Here is a 19,907-nt window from a genome sequence, read left to right on the forward strand (position 1 = left end):
AGAATTGGAGGGATCTTACTGGTTCTCAGCCAAAAAACCAGATGATGCTTTCTTCAATACCCAAACACGGCCATAGTGATTATAAAAACCGGCCATTTCACCCGATTTCTCCCCAATACCATGATAAATATCGAAATGGTTTCCTTTTATGGCACCACCAACATCCAGCGCGACCATCAGACGCATCTGATACTGGCCGGTAAATTTGCCCATCTCATCCAATACAGGCACTTCCGCCAGTAACGTTGTTCCGGGAGGGATCAATGACTTGTCAGATGCTACCGATGCTTTTGCAACAAGAGGCACGGCACTGGCTCCCCTAACTTGGGTATGGGGTTCAGGTTTAAAGAAAACAAATGAAGAATTATGTTCCAGCAATTCTCTCACTTCGGGTTCGCTGTGCTGTTCTGCCCACTGACGGATAGCTTTCATGGACATTTTCTCTTTCGGCACTTCTCTACGACTAATCAGAATACTGCCAATACTGAGATAGGCATGACCATTTTTTCCCCCATAGCCAAAAAAGGTAAATGGACGCCCATCCCCAAAATTGACATAGCCACTTCCTTGTACTTCCATCATGAAATTATCTACCAGAGAATCACTGTACCCGATAATAAATTTCTTATTCAGGGCTCCGCGATATATCGCAGCACGGCTTGGCAAACGGGAATGTGAGTGAGTTGGCATACGGTACAGCGGATATTTAAACTCACCTTGTTTGGTATGTCGTGCGTGCAACACGGGAGTGTAATAACCCGTGAATTTTACGTTGCCGTATTTATCTTCACCTTCCATCTGATAAGCCAGCAAGCCAAACTCATTTAAATCACGGGTATCACCACCCGACAGCATCCAATTCTTGATCGCCTCAAATATTTCACGATTATTGTTATAAAGGCGGGGAGAAGCCTCACTGATATATTTAACTTGAGTGACAAAATCCCTGGCATTAACCGGAGAGCCTTCGGCATTAGGAGTATTAACCAACTGGAGGTTATGGATAATTCGCCCATCCTTATACTGCTGTGCCCGATCAGTCGGTCGAAAATGGCATCCCGATAATAACGAAATGACAAATCCAAATAAAAGATATTTGCCCCATATTCTCATATTAATGCCTTATCTCTAGCCATCACTTACTCCGACCACGAACAATATCAAACACTAATAAATAATGAAATGTAGTTATAAAAAAATAGCTTGCTGTTTTGATAATAGCCAATCGAGTAAAAATAAGACAATAAGATTGCTTTTCAACCCAAAATCAAAATAATTTAGCAAATATTAATAAAAAAACTTGCAACTGCTATATTCCAGAGTATAGTGTGCCGACATCGAACGCGGGGTGGAGCAGCTTGGTAGCTCGTCGGGCTCATAACCCGAAGGTCGTCGGTTCAAATCCGGCCCCCGCAACCAGTTCGATAAGATGTTATCGTTGATATATCATAATATTAAAACGATTTAGTAGTAGAGAAAATTTAGCAGTAAAGAATGTCATCATTTAGTATTTGCATTCATGATTAATAATCAAGATTTGCAGATAACGGACGCGGGGTGGAGCAGCTTGGTAGCTCGTCGGGCTCATAACCCGAAGGTCGTCGGTTCAAATCCGGCCCCCGCAACCAACTTTATACGATGTCATTGCTCAATATTTGCATTCATGATTAATAATCAAGGTTTGCAAATAGACGGACGCGGGGTGGAGCAGCCTGGTAGCTCGTCGGGCTCATAACCCGAAGGTCGTCGGTTCAAATCCGGCCCCCGCAACCAATATCAATTTTTTATCTTATCTCTTCGATTTTTTTTCCAGTTCTTATTTCCTGACTTTTACCTGATTTACTTTTAAAGTAGCATTTAAATATTATTTAAATTCTGTTTAAGAAAAATGTCTGTAATCACATCATAAGCAATCAACCCTCACTGTCTCTATTTAATATTCTATCAGGCCAAACTTCACAATAGCCTTTATGGCGAGAAATTAATTCACAACGGATATTTCATCGCCGCGCTAATTCTGCTCCATTTTTGAAATATGCCTTAATGCCTGCAAAAATAGATTCCGCCACTTTTTGCTGGAATTTAGCAGTCTTAAGTTTGCGTTCTTCTTCCAGATTACTGATAAATGCAGTTTCTACCAAAATAGAAGGAATATCTGGTGCTTTCAATACCGCAAATCCTGCCTGATCGACACTATTTTTATGCAGTTTATTAATTTTACCCATCCGTTTGAGTACTTCATCACCAAACTTCAAGCTATCATTAATCGTCGCGGTTTGAACCAAATCCAGCATGGTATGATCCAAATATTTATCACCACTTTTGCTGACCCCGCCAATCAAGTCAGCCTCGTTCTGAGTCTGAGCGAGGAAGCGAGCTGTATTGCTGGTGGCTCCCTTAGTTGAAAGCGCAAACACGGATGACCCCCGAGCAGAGCGATTTGTAAAGGCATCCGCATGAATCGAAACAAAGAGATCAGCCCGCATCTTACGAGCTTTCGCCACCCGCACTTTCAAGGGAATAAACACATCTTCATTACGGGTCATATAAACTTTCATACCCGGCTCACGCTTAATAATTGCCTGTAAACGACGGGCAATTTGCAACACGACATCTTTTTCGCGGGTTTTATGTTTCCCAATCGCTCCAGAATCTTCACCACCATGACCGGGATCGAGCATAATCACAATCGGCCTGTCTTTACCTGCCTTTCCGAGTTTACGGGTCTCGGCAGGTAAACGCTGTTCCAGATTCCCACTGTTGTATTCTTCGAGCAGAGCCTGCAAAGGATCATCATCCATACTAGCAGCCTTTTTGGGATATAGATCGAGTACCAAACGGTGCTTAAACTTTGCAATTGGTGGTAATGTAAAAATATGCGGAGCGACAGGCTGTTTTATTTCAAATACCAAACGCACTGTTTTAGGATTAAATTGCCCTGTTCTCACTAATTTTAAGTAAGGATCACGCTGCTGAATCTGTGTCCCCATACTGCTCAAAACACTATTAAGCTGGATACCCTGTAAATCAATAACAATACGGTTAGGATTTGAAAGTGAAAACTGGCGATACTTAAGTGGAATATTAGACTCCAACGTCACTCTGGTATAGCTTGATGCAGGCCAAATACGAACAGCAATTACTTTTGAAGTAGCTGCGTAACCTATTGGGCTGATACTTAATAGCCATACCGCGGCTGCGCCTTTCAGCAGGCGACGACGTGAAGTATTATGGTCTGAATGACTCATCGTTTATTCCATTTAAAAACAACCGAACTCAGTAATCTTTACCAAAGATAATAGTTAAGCGGGAACTCTAATTAATTAGCGAACTTCTGTCATCAAAAAAAATGCATTTTTTAATCCCTTAATTTATATATACCAATATAAATAATAGCGTTATTTTTATCCATATTTCCTCTTGCCATTTCCCTCCAAAAAGAATAAGAATACAAAAAAATCGAATAAAAATTCAATCAGAGAGGGGATCATGAAAGAACGCAGTACTGAATTGATTGAAGCATTACGTCACTCGGTTCCGTATATCAATGCACATCGTGGCAAAACCTTTGTCATTATGCTGGGAGGTGAAGCTATCGCCCATGAAAATTTCTCCAATATCGTCAACGATATTGGGTTGCTGCATAATCTTGGTATTCGTTTAATCGTTGTTTATGGAGCTCGTCCACAAATTGAACAGAATATTGTCGAACACAATTGCCAATCGGTTTACCACAAGCACACCAGAGTAACTGACGCAAAGATACTGGATTTGGTCAAACAGGCAGCGGGTCTACTACAATTGGATATTACAGCGCGCCTTTCCATGAGCTTAAGTAATACACCATTACAGGGTGCCAATATTAATGTTGTCAGCGGGAACTTCATTATCGCCCAACCTTTGGGAGTGGATGACGGGGTCGATTATTGCCACAGTGGCAGGATCCGCCGTATTGATGAGGAAGCAATCAACCAGCAATTGGATAATGATACTATCGTGCTGATTGGGCCGGTTGCGGTCTCCATCACAGGAGAAAGTTTCAACCTGACTTCCGAAGAAATTGCAACACAATTAGCGATTAAATTAAAAGCAGAAAAATTAATTGGATTTTGCTCATCTCAGGGTGTACTTGACGCTGAAGGTAATACTTTGTCAGAAATGTTTCCCAATGAAGGAGAAGCTCATCTGTGCAAATTGGAAAATACGGGTGATTACTATTCAGGAACCTCGCGTTTCTTAAGGGGAGCAATCAAAGCCTGCCGCCGTGGTGTTCGCCGCAGTCATCTGATCAGTTATCAAGAAAATGGTTCGTTGATTCAGGAATTATTCTCCCGCGAAGGTATCGGCACCCAAATAGTTATGGAGCGCTCCGAACAGATACGTCGCGCCAATATCAATGATATCGGTGGCATTCTTGAGCTTATTCGCCCATTGGAGCAACAAGGCATTCTGGTACGCCGTTCACGTGAACAACTGGAAATGGAAATTGATAATTTCACGCTGATAGAACTTGATAATGTCACTATCGCCTGCGCTGCGCTGTATTCGTATCCTGATGAAAAAATCGGGGAAATGGCCTGCGTTGCTGTGCATCCAGACTACCGAAACTCCTCCAGAGGTGAAATACTGCTGAATGCAATTTCCAGTCAAGCTAAGCAGATAGGGTTGGAAAAACTTTTCATACTCACAACTCGCAGTATTCATTGGTTCCAGGAGAAAGGTTTTGAACCCGCAGGAATAGAGATATTACCCGTGGAAAAACAAGCGCTGTATAACTACCAGCGCCGTTCTAAGATCTTGATGCTGAATTTATAAGCCTAGCCACATCGCCTTTTTATTGCGGGTTGAACCATTCTACCAACCCGCTTCGCCGCTGTGTTGCTGTAGCCACAGCTTTATCCAACACTGGCTTATGGGCATAAATAGTCAATTTCTCCCTAGCCCGGGTCAAAGCGGTATATACCAATTCGCGACTGACTAACGGTGAATATTGAGTTGGTAACACCAAGGCCGTATGCTCAAATTCAGAGCCCTGAGATTTATGCACAGTCATCACATAAGCCGTTTCATGTTGAGGCAATCGACTCGGCTGAAACCCTTTAATCTGCCCATCCGACAACTGGAAATAAGCTTTCAGCTCATTATCCTGATTTCTGAGCATAATCCCGATATCTCCGTTAAACAGCCCAAGAGTACTGTCATTACGCAATATCATGATAGGACGTCCGACATAACCACGGCTCTCTATATTTTTTGGCAGGGTGATAACACCTTTCCTGTGCAGTAATTGTTCCACTCGCTGATTCAGTCCGGTGACACCAAAAGGGCCTTCCTTTAACGCGCACAACAATCGAAAACGGTTAAATTCGGCCAAAATAACTTTTTCCGATGCCCGTTCATTTACCATCGCCAAATATTGGTAGTAACCCACAGCAGTTTCAGCCAACAGACGTTGGTAATCTTCATCCGCTGAAAGTGGATAAAAATAAACATCAGGAAAAGATTGACTCAGCATCGTAGCGACACCCGCACGATCCCCCCGATTCACTGCCGATGCCAATTGCCCAATGCCAGAAACTGAGTTGAAGCGATAGCTTTTACGCAGCAGGCACAAGCAATCCCGCACTACGGAAGCGTTTTCATCAGAATATGGAGAGGAATAAGATGTCAGCTCACATCCGGTTAATCTTCCCAACTGCTCGGCACGTTTGGCACTATAGCCCTGTTCGGCGAAGCGGCAAATATCACCCAATACCGCACCTGCTTCAACCGATGCAAGCTGGTCTTTATCCCCCAAGAAAATAACCTTCGCCCGTGACGGCAAAGCATCAATCAAGTGAGCCATCATCGGTAAATCCACCATTGAGGCTTCATCAATGATCAAAATATCAAGGGACAACGGATTATCACGACCATAACGCAGTTTCTGGCTATCGGGTTGCGCCCCCAATAAACGATGGATAGTTTGCGCCTGTTCTGGAATGCTACGCCATTGTTCTGATGTCAAATCGAGCTTTTTGACCGCTTCCCTAAGTGATTCTGTCAATCTTGCCGCCGCCTTACCTGTTGGCGCTGCCAATTGGATGCTTAATTTTTTTCCTTCATGCAATTTGATCAAGGCGGCCAATAATTTAGCCACTGTCGTGGTTTTTCCGGTTCCCGGCCCACCAGAGATCACAGAAATTCGGCTCGTTACAGCCACTGCCGCCGCAACTTTCTGCCAATCAACGTCTTCTTCGGTAGTGACACCAAAAAGCTCATCCAAAATACGGCGTAGCTGAATTTCATCAAAAGTATCAGTCAACTCTACCGCAGCAAAAAAATCTGCCACACGCCGTTCACTTTGCCACATGCGTTGTAAATACAGACGGCAATCAGCCCCTCCTTGATGAGCAAGGATCATCGGTGTAGGAAACTCCCCTACACTCACCGCAGGACAGGCCTGCAACTCAGCCAGTATCTGCTGTGGATCGGGTTCCCCGGCCAAGGTCCAAAGCGATGCAGCTAATTCAGGTTGTCTGCCTTCAAAAAAATATTTTGGCGAGATTCGTTCCAGTGGCAAACAGACATGCCCCGCGCCTGATTCAGCACTTAACAGTGCTGTAATTAACAGTAACAGAGGGTTTTCATCCTCAACCATCGCATAAGCGAACTGCACATCCAAAGGACGCAGCAACTTCTGGCTCACTGCCTGCTGCAATAATGACATCATGGAATTCATACGCTTTGTTCCTCACCCGCATCACTGAAAAGCGTATCCAGTTTGTCAATAAATTCAAAGGGGGGTAAATAATGGTAGATGCCATGCCCGGGATTATTATTATCAATACCACGCAGGAACAGGTATATCACGCCACCAAAATGCTGACGGTAATCATAATTGGCTAACCGGTGACGTAAATAACGGTGCAGGGCCAGAGTATAAAGCTGATACTGCAAATCGTAACGATGCTCTATCATGGCTCTTGCCATCGCTTCTTGCGTATATGACTGGCTGTTTTCACCCAACCAATTTGATTTGTAATCCACCACGTAAAACTGATCCTGCCAGCAAAAAACCAAATCAATAAAACCTTTTAACATGCCTTTGACCTGATGAAAGGACAGTGGTGCACATTGCGCAGATAGTGGATCATAGCGACGAGTCAGGGCATCCATTTCCTTTGAATGCAATAACTTATCCACTGGCAGGTAAAACTGCATTTCACTTTGCTGGTGATGGCGAGGCACGCTGGCAAGTCGCATACTTTGCTCATTCAGTTCTGCGTCCAAAATATCCTCTATCCATTGATCCAATACAAGTGCCCAATTTTCATCAAATCCTGATGCGGTCAGTTTTTCCACTAACCACGCCTGATCCGGAGGATTGCCGAAATCCAGATCCTCTAAAATACTGTGCAAAAATGTACCCGCAGATGTCCCACGAGGAAAAGTATGCGGAGTCATTTGTAATGACTGTTCTTCCTGCTTTTCACCACGAGCATCAATATCCAGCTTCGGAGAAATGGATTGCACAATCACATCTACAGATTCGCCAAATGCACCAACATAAGCATGAGAGGCAGCATGAGAAGACGAGTATTGTAAACCCGAATAGCTCGTCACCCGCCAGTCATCCCGAACGGAACGTTGAAACCTTCTGGCTTCCAGCGACAGAATATTTTCATTTTGCAAGCACCACTGTGAATCAGTGATATCTTCCACCAGCTTGATCTCTATGCTGTCATCACAAAGCTCATTTAGGCTGTTTACCAATAGTTCTGCATCACCTTTCTGTCCTTTTTGCAGCAGGTATCCAAGAGCAGACAAATGCAAATCCGTGTCACCAGCCTTCCCTCTATTCCCTTTGATAAGCGGGGCCACACCAACACTACAGTGATAAACCGATCGCGTTAATGCTACGTAAAGCAAGCGTAAATCCTCAGCCAAGCGCTCTTCATCAGCCAATTCCAGGGCTTCTTTCAATGTTTCATCATCATGGGAAATATTGAGATAGGCTTCAAAGTTATGGCGATCATGATAGACAGCCTGCTTCTGCTTTCTGTAACCACAAATGAAAGGCAAGCAAACCAACGGATATTCCCGTCCCTTAGACTTGTGAATGGTACAGACCTGCACCAGATGTCGATCACTCTCCAGCCGTAGCTGCTGGTTTTCTGATTGCGGATTCGGGCGTGAAATCTGTTGTGCCAGCCAACGAGCCACGGCATGTTCGCTATCTAATTGCTGAGATGCCTCCTGCAATAACTCACCAATGTGCATAACATCTGTAAGCCGGCGTTCACCATCATCACCTGCCAACAAATTTTCCGCTATCCGATATTTCACCATTACTGCCCGCAACATGGGTAATACGCCACGAGAACGCCATAAACGGGAATAATCATCAAACTCATCAACCAAACGATCCCACGCCGTTTCGTCGTGATTCAATTGATCAATTTGTTGTGCACTTAAGCCAAATAAACTGCTGGCTAATGCACTTCTCAATTCACGCGCTTTTTCCGGAGCCAATACCGCCTGTAATAGCCAAAGCAAATCTTTTGCTTCTAGCGTATCAAACACACTTTCTCGGTTGGAAAGAAAAACCGATGGTATCTTCAGCGCATTCAATTCATTACGGATTAATGATGCTTCCCGGCGATCACGTACCAATACTGTGATATCTGCCGCCATAACCGGGCGCTCTTTTTCTGCCTGCTCTTTTTCTATATGACATAAAAGAGCCTTTCCTTCTTGTCCTGCCTGCAACCAATCCCGTATTTGGGCAGCACACTGTCGGGCCATGCTTTGTTCATATGCCCCTTTGGAAACGCCTTCACCAGACTGTAACCAAAAACGCAAAGCAGCTTGCTCCTCACCATGAAAAGAAAATCGCAGCCCCTGATTTTTCTCCGCTGCATTAACGTTAATGAATGGGATTTGTTCAAACAAAAATGGACGTTCTGGGCGAGAAAACAGCTTATTGACGGCTTGCACCATTGATGCAGAAGAACGCCAGTTAGTTTCCAGCGTGTAGTGAGCCTTAACGTTAGAACGAGCGCGAATGTAGGTAAAAATGTCTGCCCCTCGAAACGCATAAATCGCTTGTTTGGGATCGCCAATGAGCAGTAAGCCATTTTCCGGCTGTTCACTTTCTGATTGAGGGCAATATATGGCCTGAAAAATGCGATACTGCTGTGGGTCAGTATCCTGAAATTCATCGATCATTGCGACGGGATAGCGCTGCCGAATGGTTGCTGCAAGCTGCCCTCCTCCTGCACGTCGCAAAGCACTGTCCAAGCGGGTCAGTAAATCATCAAAGCCCATGTAGCCACGCATCAATTTCTCCTGATTAACCGATTGGCGAACTTCCACAATCGCTTTGGAGATAATGATGTCTTTTAATGTCAGAGGATGTTGGTATAAACCATCAATAGCTTCAAACAGCGCATTCTGAGGAGCCTCTCCTTTTTTGGTCTTTTCCAATAAACGAGACTGACAAAATTTATCCAAATCTTTGGGCAGCAGATAATCTTTGGTGGGTGATCTACCCCACTCAGAAACACTATTCAGCCAATTGGGTAAATGCTTTTTGCTATAGCTACGTTTATCAACACCTGAATTAGTGATTAGCATTTCTAACTCAGAGGCGGCATCATTCCACTGACGCTTTATCGAATCAATCTGTTCAATGATTTTCTGATGACGGCTAAACAACGTTTCATCACCATCAGGCGCATTGACGATATACGGCATATCTCCATGTAAATAGTCAGAAATATCTTTCAATAATGCTTCCGGCCCACTCCATATCCGGCTGATTTCCGCAGCAATCGGCAATGGCAGGGGATAACAATGACGCCGCCAAAAATCGGCACAGCCTTGTTTACGTAGCTGACTTTCATCCTGAATCAGCGTTTGCTCAAACAATACACCTGACTCAAACGCATTGTGTACCAACATTCGCTGGCAAAAACCGTGGATGGTATAGATCGCAGCCTCATCCATCTGGCGTTCAGCGGCCAATAACCAACTGGCTGCACTTTCCTTGTCAGGAATCTCATCCAGCAATTGCTGGTAAGCCGGATCACCAACGACTGTTTCTTCCCGTATACAGGCCAAGCGGAGTTGATGGATGTTTTCGCGGATACGTCCACGTAATTCATCCGTTGCAGCTTCTGTAAAGGTAACAACCAGAATCTCTTCGACATTCAGCGGACGAGAAAAGGCGGCAGAGCCGCCCAATCCCAGTAACAGACGCAGATACAGCAAGCCTATTGTATAAGTCTTTCCCGTTCCTGCTGAAGCTTCGATCAGCCGCTGACCATACAGCGGCAGTGTTAACGGGTTAAGTTTTATAGCTTTGCTCACTGAGCATTCACCTTGATCGGTAATTGTTTCTGGAAACCTGACACAGAGTCGTAAGTTTTCCAGCCTTTCATCTCAGCATATTGATGAGCTGTGCCTTTTTTCCCTGTAATTTGGGAAATCAGAGCCAATCCCTGACGTTTAATCACTGCTTTTTCATAAAACGCGATGAGCTGCGCTTTAGTGGCTTTTTCCATCGCTGCTATGGTTTTCTCACGTGTATCAAACTTAAAGTTATTGCGCCCAAAATCCGCATAATAGCGACCTGCTTCTGAATAGAAAGTCTGTGGCGGTTCACGCATCTCTTTCAGCAGAGATTTTTTATACTGCTCAAACTCAGCATCAGACATCGCTTTCAGCTTTTTATCAGCCTGTTGATAGAAGCTCTGGTAGCGTTTATACAGGTAATCCGGTTGCTTACTGTTGCTTTGCAACAAGAAACCCAATCCCCACTGTTTACCTACATTTTGGTTAAAAGCAAAAACTGCATAGCCAAGCTGTTCTTTCGTCCTCAATTGATCATAGAACCACTGTGACAAAATGCTACTCAGCAAACCGGAATAAATTTTGCCGTTGATGTGGTCATATCCTGTCGGAATATAGATTTCCGCCAATGCATTATCTGTGCTGTTAGCCGTACCTTTAAAATTAACCGCATAATTACGGTCGATAACAATTCGATTGCCAGTCCACCATACTGTCCCTTGATTAGCGAGTTGCTTCTGTGCTGATTGAACGATGTTAATACTCTGCTGCTCAGTTAAATTACCGAAAACCAAAGCCTGTAAAGCTGAGTGTTGGATCATGCTCTGACGGTATTTCACAATATCATCAACGGTAATGGTATCCAGTACCTTCAATTTTTCTGCCTGTTCAAAGTAAGGCACACTAGAAAGGCGGGAAACTGGCTGCATTGCCATTTGGAAGGCCTTGCCATTATTAGCGACTTCCAGTTGTTCCCGATACCATGATTTCGCTTGAGCCAGTTCCTCTTGAGTCGGTGTAAACGAGATATACTGATTAATTGCTGAAGTTAACAACTCGGGTAAATGTTGCGTATAACCGCTGACTCCGATCTTCAAACCATCTACATAACCTGTAAAAACGCTCATCCCCCCAACTGAAGCCTGATAACCCAACTGATTAAGTGTCAGTTCAGATAAATAACCCAATAATGTATCTGAAATCTGATCCTTGATTTTTTTCAATCCATTAGGATTACGCATCTCCAGTGTAATACTGCCTTTAGGTTCATCGGCAAAATATTGACTCGGCATATACAGCAAACGAACATTTGGCTTTTCCAAAATCATTTCAGGGTGTTTTTGGCTGCCAGATGTTTTAATCAGGGATAAATCATCAGGAATATAAGGGTTCAACTCAGGCAAAGAGAATAAATCTCCCTGTTCGAGTTTTTTCCATTCCGCCAGCTGCTTTGAGGTAATTTTATTGACTTGATACGGAGCCTGTACAAAATAAGCTTCTTTGTTATGTGGCTCAGTTGGGCTGGTAAACCAAATACGTGCATTTTCAGGTGATAATTCATCCAAACGGCTGGCTATCGCTTTTGGATTGAAGCCATCTGCAACATACCCCGCATCCAGAACATGGGAAACAGGCAATATCAGCATGGCATCGGACAGCCCTTCAATATAGTTCATATTCCGCACGATTGACGCATACTGGAACGACAAATTAAGAACCTTAGCCATTTCATCGAAATAATTCTTGTTGATACCCTGTTGTTTTAACAGGTTAATGTAAGAAAAAATGGCTGCTATAACCTGATCACGCTGCTCAAGCCCTTTATCCGTCAGCGCAACATAAATATTAAACGTCCCGGAATTGCCATCAGTTTTTGGACTTGCCCCTGCATCAATGCCTTCGATTAAACCTTTTTTATGTAACCAGTCAGATAACGTATTTTGACTGCGATTACCGATTAAATATCCGACATAGGTATCTGTTTTGCGGCGAAAATCTGCACTATTGTCGGCAATGCTGAATTCCAGTTGCAACGCTTTATGAGGTTGTGCTGGCACATAATGGATAATGATGCCTTTTTCTTTATCTGTTATTGCAGGAACTGTAATAGCAGGCACCGAAGCGTGTCGATTCGGGATACGACCGAAAGTTTCGGCAGCAATCTGAGCCAATTTATCGATTGATTGATTGCCATACACAACTCCTTTCATCAAATTGGCAGAGTAATAGCGTTGGTAAAAATCAACCAGTGTTGTCTGTAATTTGCTGTCAGGTTTATCTTTGAGCGTTTCTAAATTTCCGCCAGCAAAGCGGGCATTGGGGTGGGCAGGATTAATGGTCTCGGAACGGATTTGCCATATACGATGCCCTTCACCCGCACGAGCAATGGTCATTTCATTGTCGACGGCATGGCGTTCACGATCAGCATTCACGGGGTTCAGCAAAGGCTCAGCAAGAGCATCCGCCAGGCGCTCAGTCGCTTCGGCTAAGGAATCATTTTCAACTTCCAGATAGAATGCAGTTCGGTTAGCAGTTGTGCTGGCGTTACGGCTTCCCCCATGTTTTTGCAAAAATTCGGCAAATGCTCCCGGTTGAGGGTAACGCTTGGAACCCATTAATACCATGTGCTCAAGATAGTGAGCCAGACCAAGCTGATTATCTGGATTTTCCATGTGACCAACCGGAATAGATACGGCAGCCAATGATTTAATTGCTTTTTCATCAGAAACCAACAGAACTGTCATATCATTTGGCAATTGAATGGCTTTATATTGACGAGGATCCCGATCACTTTTGTGAATCGTATCTGGCAACGGCTGCCAAGGCGATTGCGCATATGCAGTAACCCCACAAAATAGCAGAAAGAGCATCGTCATGATGCGGATAATATATTTAGGCATAACCTAATATGCTCCCTAATGATTTAAATAATGAGCTGCTTGAGTAATGAGCTACTTGAGTAATGAGCCATTTGAATAATAGGCCATAGGCAACAAATAACTCTGAATTTCACGCTTCATGCGCTCCAAAAGTAATTGATCAACCTGCCGGAAAGCCCGTTGTACGTAATGATCACTGCTTTCCCCTTTTCTGTCATGTGTTCCCAGCCATTGTTCCATCAATTTATTTTCAGCGCTTTGTTGCACTTCTTCACTGAAATCGATTTCCCGAGTTTCCTTATTAAAACAGTCAACCAGCCATGCCCAACCACTTCGGCAAAACAAGGGAAGAGGCTCAGACATTCCCTGAAGATAGCCCTCGACCATTTGGTTCAGATATTTTTTCGCTTCATCCTGTTCTAGCGGTAAGAAACGATATTCTGAAACCTTTTTATCTTCCTTCTCTTTTTTCCCCTTTTTGCCCGTTCCATATATGCGGCTTTCACTGGCACCACCTGAAAGACAATAGGCAAGGTGTTCAATCCATAATTGGATACCATCATTAGCCGTTAAGTTCGCTGGTCGCCAACGTAAAATTCCATCAGGCTGTACCTGATTAATTTTTCCGGTCAATATCACAGTGTCTAATTTCTCATATAGCTCAATGGAAAAAGGCTCTGTTCTCTCTTCACGTACCCTAGTGGCCAGTGGCTGCATGGACTCTAGTTGTTCCATCCAATAAACCTCACCAAAGGAGCCGTATGGCAATCCTCCTGATGCACGGAGATGGCAGAACAAAGATTCAGGTGCTCCCTGTTCAATCAGAATGCTTAACAGCAGTTGGTTGAATTGATAGCGTTGCAGGTTATCCAATACAAAAGGTTCTTCTTCAGGCAGCTCCATCTCTTCAATGACAAAATGCACTTTCAACCGTTGCTGAAAAAATGCCCTGACAGGATGTCGATAAAAGCGGATCAATTCATCTAATGCAATTTCTTTTACCTCACTGCGATCAAAGGCAATCGGCTGACAAAAATCAGTCGCTGAAACACCTTGCTGTGTCGCGGCTGGCAACCATTCTGCGGCATAACTTTGTGAATAGTGGTCAGGCAAGAAATTTTCCGTCGCAAAAGGCACACGAGTATGCTGTGAAAGTAAATGTTTTCTGACATTTCTGGCACTATCATCAACATTCAACATTTCATCAGCGGATAAGCAAAAACTCTGGCAAATATAATCCAGTAATTCATTGACCAATACGGATGGATTGCACTCAGTATCATCTCGAATCGATTTACCGATATAGCTGATATAAAGAAATTGATCAGCCGAAACCAACGCCTCCAGAAAGAGATAACGATCATCATCACGCCGTTTCCTATCCCCTCGCTGAGTTTTCTCTACCATAAGATCAAACCCAAGTGGTGGTATGGTTCTTGGATAAACCCCATCATTCATTCCCAGCAGGCAAACAACCTTAAAAGGAATGGAACGCATAGGCATCAGGGTGCAAAAATTGAGGGAGCCTGCAAGGAAGCGCTGGCTGATCTTCTCATCATCAAAACGAAGCACCAGTTCATCGCGCAACAGCACCAAAGGAATGCTCTCTCCATAGTATGCATTCAGGCCATTATCAATCACTTTTTGCCATTGCTGCGTAATAAGCGCCAGAACCAGTTCGATTTCATCATCCGCTTCAAAAAAAGTTTCCAGCAGTTGCGGACATATGGCTAACCAATCCGTCAATCGCTGTTCTTCGCTCAAAATTTTACGCCAGCGATTCAGTTCCATTAAAAACTCAGCCAATTGCCCCGCTAATTCGGCCGCAAGGCCACTGGACTCATCGTAAGGCAAAACCTCATTCCATGGCCCTGCCTGACTATCCATTGCATAGCCCAACAGCATGCGCGTCAGACCAAAGCGCCAAGTATTCTGCCCTGTAACTGGTAAAGACAGTGCTTCAATATTGTCATCATCCAGCCCCCAGCAAATCCCTGATTCTTTTACCCAACGCCGCAATAAACGCAGCCCTTCTTCCTGAATAGCAAATTTATTGGCTAAAGCGGGAACTTCCAATAATGCCAGTACCTGCTCTGCCGTAAATCGGCTCTGTGGTAAATCCAGCAAGGTAATGAATGCCTGTAAGACCGGATGTGCCTGCCGAACTTTACGGTCAGAAATGGCAAAGGGGATATAACGGTCATTGGGTGCATTGCCAAAAACGGCCTGAATATAAGGGGCATAACTGTCGATATCCGCCATCATCACAATGATGTCCCTCGGTGTCAGTGCAGGATCATCATCCAACAAATGCAGAATTTGATCCTGCAATACTTCTATCTCCCTCTGCGGACTATGACATGAATGAAAAGTCAGAGAGCGATCAGCATAATCAATCGAGCGCTTTTTCAGACTATTTTTGAAGGTATTTTCTGTAGAGCCAATTTGGGTATGATCTTCAAGATTAAAGATATCCCGCTGGATTTGATGCAAGATAGAATCAGGCTCTAATTCAACAAAAGCATGAACATCAGAATCCGGCTCCAGTTGTGATAGCAGGTAGAGGTTATCCCTGCCCAATTTTCCCCAAGATGCCAGCAGTGGGTTGTTCAGCTCCTGCTCCCCTTCTTCATTAAAAAGCGATGGGGCCTTTTCTGGATCTTTGAATCTTTCCAGTAGTTGGCGGCTTTTATAATGTTTGGGTTTCCGGCTATTTAACTTGGCAAGAAACGCATAACTCTGAATATCTCCCCAATAATATTGGCATGGGTTAGTGAACATAAGATGAATATCAATATGTTTACCTAATGCTTTAAATACTTGCAGATAGGCAGGGGGTAATGTAGAGATGCCGCAGATGAAAATGCGCGGAGGAAGATTCTCCAATGGAAAATTTCCTTCTTCCAATATTGTGATAAATCGATGGTATAAATTGGCGCGATGCCACAAAGGCTGTTGTAATTGGCGAGTATATTCTGTCAGTTCAAACCATAGCTTTTTTTGCCATAACTGATTGCTGCTCAAGCCGTCAATTAATTGACCCTTTTCCCAACTTTCTAGCCATCGTGGGCGATAAACCAGATATTGGTCAAACAGATCGGCAATCCGGCCAGCCAACTGGTGGATCTTGCGTTTATCAATATCTTGATCAAGATAATGCCTGAGCGCTGAAAACTCCGGCTCCGTCAATAAATCAGGCAGCAGAGTCATCAATTTCCATTTCATGGCATCCTTACTGAAAGCACCGTCTTTGGGAACATCAGGCAATACTTGAGTAAACATCTGCCAGATAAAGGTTGCAGGCAGCGGGAATTCCATGTTCGCAGCAATGCCCAGTTTTTCTGCCAATTGAATCTGCAACCATTGTGACATCCCCGGGCTTTGAACCAAAATCACTTCTTTGCCAAATGGGTCAGACAAGGGATTATCCCCGATCAATATCGCCATCAACTCCTTAAGAATATCGAGCTGATTTGAATGATAAACTCTAAACATCAATACTCCCCACCTGCGCAAAACCAGCGTTCTAATTTACTTGGTTTATTGTAATGTACTGTCAATTTAATCGTTACTTGATAGCATCCCAAAGAGTGAAATTCTCGCTGAAATTCCATTTTCCATCTCTGCTCCTCCACTTCTGTCTTCTTTAGTGCAATCTGGCCTTCCCAACGTTCATATTGTTCTAACTGATCATGGGCATATCGTACCGCCTTAAGCTGCCCCCAATATTGTTGAAAATTGGCTGACAGTGCTTGATGGTAACGCATTAAACCCAATAAAGAGATCGCAAATACGGCAGACGCAACCATGACTTCTGGTAAACTCATTCCCGCTTGTCGCCCAAGTAAGCTGTGCATTTTCATAAACAAAATTCAGCCTGAGTAACGGGGCAAAAATCCAGCCAACCACTTTCAACAGGAGCCAGTGTTGCAGGAATAAGTGTATCTTGATTTGAATGTTTCATCTGTTTCATCCATTGATAAAGTTCAAGCTTTTCCCCTGATGTGAATTGAGCAACACCTTTTAATAAAAAAAGATTACCTGAATAGTGCCTGAGGCAACTTTTCAAATTAAATTCAGTTTGTTGCAGACAAAACCAAGCGCCCATTTCCTGCTGATTAATCGGCCATGATTGAGCCTTTCCCCATATCAGTGATGATTCAGCCCGCAGAAAAGCATTCAAATAATTTTGTTCATCCATCATCATGAGCATCGCGCTTTCCTGTTGATAATGGAGCGCTTTCAACATCATCAAACTCAGTGCCAATAGCATCATTATTGATACCAGCAAAACATTTCCCTGTTGCTTATCTGCCATATTTTCTTCATATCCTGATATATTTATTCCCTGATATTACGCAGCCGAATTGTCGTTTGATGACGATGCACAATCGATGAGGATTTCAACCAATGGGCATTAATGGATAGAGTGATAAAAATCACCCCACTTTTTATCCGTGATTTTTCAAGATGAAAGGCATCAATGACAATCTCTTTTGGATCAAATAATCTTTCCCAACCACCTTCCTGACAATCTCCTGCCCCTCTCTTCCACTCAAGAGTCCGGTTATTTAAACGATAACCAAAAAATTCAGATTCAATATGACCAAGTTTTTCCCATCGATTATTTAAATTGAGATCAAAAGCAGCAATAAAACAAGAATTAGCCGCTTCTGTATTTTTATTTTTAATTACCAATGGATCACCTTCACACTGTTTTCTCTCCTGACAATAACCTGCCCGTCGGATATCTTTCTCCATTAAATAGACCGTTCTATTCACCAAATAATGCAATCTATATTTACGATAGAGATCGAGAATTTGGCTTGATATAACCGGATACGTTTTCGTCATGGCAATAAAAATCACGCTACTGATTAGCAGAGCTATCATTATCTCCAACAAGGAAAATCCTTCCTGTTTTGGTTTAAAACAGAAAATAGTCAGAATCATGGATTTTTTATTCCCTCACAATCAGGAAGCTGATTAATTGTATTACTGCATGTCCTAATTCGGCCACGTCCCGAAATTACGACACTAATTTCACCTGCCGAGTTTGCCAGAGTGAAACTCGCTGGCATTGCTGTATTTCTGATCCCATAAAAATCAATGCGATCAGCCGTGGAAAATGACAGAAATACATCTTCATGAGGAGAATTAAGGCGTTCCCCATCATTTTCATTGCAATCAGTAATTTTGGTCACAGACGATACCAAGCACCAATGCCGCCCTACCACCAACCATAAGGTACGATCCTGATTCAAATAATTTGCCAAAGCCTGCTGCCTTTCCATAAAAGACAACACATTATGCACTGAAGATTGTAAACGCAGACGGTTTTGATATTCCCCCCAATGATACAAACCCCAAGACAAACTGATCGAAATGATGAGCATCGCAATCATTAATTCTAACAACGTAAATCCATTTTGCTTGCTAATACATTTATACGCCATTATTCCCTGATTTATATATCGTTCACGATTTTGGTCAAGGGAAATATCTACTATTAGAAATAGAATAAACAGTGTCACTATTTGATTATGCGAAGAGATTTGAAGAAAAAGCAGACGTGTTACTTTTTTACATTTTGATTGCGTAGCAGTTCACAAAATAACATTTACACTTCATAGTATATAAAATGGTTTCTTTTTTGTTTGTCTATATATTGTGAAACTGTAATAGACTACTGATGGAAAAACAGCCCAATCCGGGCTAGAAGTCAGATAAGAGAGCAACACCAATAAAATAAATATGGACATCAATTCAAAGCTAATCATCTTTATTATCTCAACTTGCAGTGTGTTATAATTTCAATATATTCATCACTTTCTCCTGAATTTATTTCCACTTTAACATCCTTTATTTCTTCTGTGTTTTTTATATGAGTCCCACCACAAGGGATAACAACTGGATGATTTTCTACAGTACTTTTCCATAATCGTAAATCTTCGATATTTTTTGATATGTATTCAACCTGTATTTCGCTCCCTACTGACAACCAATTTTTCAGGGTAAGATTAATTTCTTCATTAACACTATCAATGTCCTGCAAAAAGGCTGCCTTATCAAATCCTTTTTTCTTTATCGATTTACCAAATCGATATATATCTATGGATTGCAATTCAGAAATTGATGATTTAAATATTGATGCTTTATCCAAGTTAAAATTGCCTAAACTATCTGTATCATAATTTTTATTCCAATATTTATTGGCCGCCTTGTTCAGAGCCAAAGACATAAAATGAGTCATGCTATGCGCTGCACTGATTTTATGTCTGGCTTCCGCATCAACAGATAATTTAACTTTTTTACCTATAATAATTTTTCTATCTAAAATAAAATTTTCTTCCAGCCCATTTAATGATTCTAAATAGTGCACTGGAATAAGTTTATCTTCTGAATTTAATTTATTAGATATACTCTGGTCAATATAAATCTGTCCGTCAATGACAGCCGCAGTATAAGTTTTGACAATATTTAATATATGGGTACTAAAGGCTATAACGCCAATATCACTTTTTTGATCCCCCCATTTATAGTTTTCAGGGTAAAATGGGCTATTATCCGTAATAATAATATAACTTGGATTCACATATTAAGCGCAACACCGTAATGAACGAAGTAAATGAGTGGGTACTCCTTTAAATAACTCATTCGGTGTTTTGTAATCTCGTGTTTTACGAGGGCGAT

The 19,907-nt window shown here is 42.7% G+C and carries 12 protein-coding genes and 3 tRNA genes; 4 read left to right on the forward strand and 11 right to left on the reverse strand.

Going from position 1 to position 19,907, the window contains the following annotated elements:
• Positions 1-15 precede the first annotated feature (15 nt).
• A complete protein-coding gene (gene mltA / locus PSI23_RS15445) occupies positions 16-1,113 on the reverse strand; it encodes a murein transglycosylase A (protein WP_306309603.1) in 1,098 nt (365 codons plus the stop codon).
• Positions 1,114-1,342: 229 nt separating this feature from the next.
• Between mltA and PSI23_RS15450 the strand changes: the two genes are divergently transcribed.
• The 3 genes from PSI23_RS15450 to PSI23_RS15460 all read left to right on the forward strand — a co-directional run bounded on the left by PSI23_RS15450 (position 1,343) and on the right by PSI23_RS15460 (position 1,773).
• Positions 1,343-1,419: transfer RNA gene (locus tag PSI23_RS15450), tRNA-Met, on the forward strand.
• A gap of 132 nt (positions 1,420-1,551) precedes the next feature.
• Positions 1,552-1,628 (forward strand) — tRNA-Met (locus tag PSI23_RS15455).
• Between the two features lie 68 nt (positions 1,629-1,696).
• Positions 1,697-1,773: transfer RNA gene (locus PSI23_RS15460), tRNA-Met, on the forward strand.
• Positions 1,774-2,000: 227 nt separating this feature from the next.
• On the opposite strand, the gene amiC is transcribed toward PSI23_RS15460, so the two are convergent.
• Positions 2,001-3,248 (reverse strand): N-acetylmuramoyl-L-alanine amidase AmiC, encoded by a 1,248-nt coding sequence (gene amiC / locus PSI23_RS15465; RefSeq protein WP_273555923.1) that lies wholly within the window; start codon positions 3,246-3,248, stop codon positions 2,001-2,003.
• A 241-nt stretch (positions 3,249-3,489) separates the two neighbouring features.
• On the opposite strand from amiC, the gene argA reads away from it, so the two are divergent.
• Entirely contained in the window at positions 3,490-4,815 is a 1,326-nt protein-coding gene (argA, locus tag PSI23_RS15470; protein ID WP_273555924.1) for an amino-acid N-acetyltransferase, read from the forward strand.
• Between the two features lie 19 nt (positions 4,816-4,834).
• Here the strand turns inward: argA and recD are convergent, their stop codons facing one another.
• The 9 genes from recD to PSI23_RS22975 all read right to left on the reverse strand — a co-directional run bounded on the left by recD (position 4,835) and on the right by PSI23_RS22975 (position 19,809).
• Positions 4,835-6,712 (reverse strand): exodeoxyribonuclease V subunit alpha, encoded by a 1,878-nt coding sequence (gene recD, locus PSI23_RS15475; protein WP_273555935.1) that lies wholly within the window; start codon positions 6,710-6,712, stop codon positions 4,835-4,837.
• A 5-nt stretch (positions 6,713-6,717) separates the two neighbouring features.
• Entirely contained in the window at positions 6,718-10,353 is a 3,636-nt protein-coding gene (recB, locus tag PSI23_RS15480; protein WP_273555925.1) for an exodeoxyribonuclease V subunit beta, read from the reverse strand.
• Positions 10,350-13,235 carry a pitrilysin gene (gene ptrA / locus PSI23_RS15485; RefSeq protein ID WP_273555926.1) on the reverse strand — a complete coding sequence of 962 codons (2,886 nt, stop codon included), beginning with the start codon at positions 13,233-13,235 and terminating at the stop codon, positions 10,350-10,352. The genes recB and ptrA overlap by 4 nt, the downstream gene beginning before the upstream one ends.
• Positions 13,236-13,286: 51 nt before the next feature.
• Positions 13,287-16,709 carry an exodeoxyribonuclease V subunit gamma gene (recC, locus tag PSI23_RS15490; RefSeq protein WP_273555927.1) on the reverse strand — a complete coding sequence of 1,141 codons (3,423 nt, stop codon included), beginning with the start codon at positions 16,707-16,709 and terminating at the stop codon, positions 13,287-13,289.
• Entirely contained in the window at positions 16,709-17,077 is a 369-nt protein-coding gene (locus tag PSI23_RS15495) for a prepilin-type N-terminal cleavage/methylation domain-containing protein (protein ID WP_273555928.1), read from the reverse strand. The genes recC and PSI23_RS15495 overlap by 1 nt, the downstream gene beginning before the upstream one ends.
• Positions 17,074-17,532, reverse strand: coding sequence for a YgdB family protein (locus PSI23_RS15500; RefSeq protein WP_273555929.1), 459 nt, complete (start codon positions 17,530-17,532; stop codon positions 17,074-17,076). Before PSI23_RS15500 ends, PSI23_RS15495 begins: the two co-directional genes overlap by 4 nt.
• Positions 17,533-17,555: 23 nt before the next feature.
• On the reverse strand, positions 17,556-18,167 hold the full coding sequence (locus tag PSI23_RS15505; RefSeq protein ID WP_273555930.1) for a prepilin peptidase-dependent protein: 612 nt from the start codon (positions 18,165-18,167) through the stop codon (positions 17,556-17,558).
• Complete coding sequence (locus PSI23_RS15510; RefSeq protein ID WP_273555931.1) at positions 18,164-18,670, reverse strand: prepilin peptidase-dependent protein; 507 nt, start codon at positions 18,668-18,670, stop codon at positions 18,164-18,166. Before PSI23_RS15510 ends, PSI23_RS15505 begins: the two co-directional genes overlap by 4 nt.
• A 329-nt stretch (positions 18,671-18,999) precedes the next feature.
• The gene (locus PSI23_RS22975; protein WP_273555932.1) at positions 19,000-19,809 is read right to left on the reverse strand and encodes an alanyl-tRNA editing protein; all 810 of its coding nucleotides are present in this window, start codon (positions 19,807-19,809) and stop codon (positions 19,000-19,002) included.
• Positions 19,810-19,907 lie beyond the last annotated feature (98 nt).

The sequence above is a fragment of the Xenorhabdus yunnanensis genome (assembly GCF_028598805.1).
Taxonomy (GTDB): Bacteria; Pseudomonadota; Gammaproteobacteria; order Enterobacterales; family Enterobacteriaceae; genus Xenorhabdus; species Xenorhabdus yunnanensis.

Bases quoted from the DNA above. Each gene is read 5' to 3' on its own strand.
- mltA (WP_306309603.1), bottom strand. From the start codon at position 1,113: ATGAGAATATGGGGCAAATATCTTTTATTTGGATTTGTCATTTCGTTA.
- amiC (WP_273555923.1), bottom strand. From the start codon at position 3,248: ATGAGTCATTCAGACCATAATACTTCACGTCGTCGCCTGCTGAAAGGC.
- argA (WP_273555924.1), top strand. From the start codon at position 3,490: ATGAAAGAACGCAGTACTGAATTGATTGAAGCATTACGTCACTCGGTT.
- recD (WP_273555935.1), bottom strand. From the start codon at position 6,712: ATGATGTCATTATTGCAGCAGGCAGTGAGCCAGAAGTTGCTGCGTCCT.
- ptrA (WP_273555926.1), bottom strand. From the start codon at position 13,235: ATGCCTAAATATATTATCCGCATCATGACGATGCTCTTTCTGCTATTT.
- recC (WP_273555927.1), bottom strand. From the start codon at position 16,709: ATGTTTAGAGTTTATCATTCAAATCAGCTCGATATTCTTAAGGAGTTG.
- PSI23_RS15495 (WP_273555928.1), bottom strand. From the start codon at position 17,077: ATGAAAATGCACAGCTTACTTGGGCGACAAGCGGGAATGAGTTTACCA.
- PSI23_RS15500 (WP_273555929.1), bottom strand. From the start codon at position 17,532: ATGGCAGATAAGCAACAGGGAAATGTTTTGCTGGTATCAATAATGATG.
- PSI23_RS15505 (WP_273555930.1), bottom strand. From the start codon at position 18,167: ATGATTCTGACTATTTTCTGTTTTAAACCAAAACAGGAAGGATTTTCC.
- PSI23_RS15510 (WP_273555931.1), bottom strand. From the start codon at position 18,670: ATGGCGTATAAATGTATTAGCAAGCAAAATGGATTTACGTTGTTAGAA.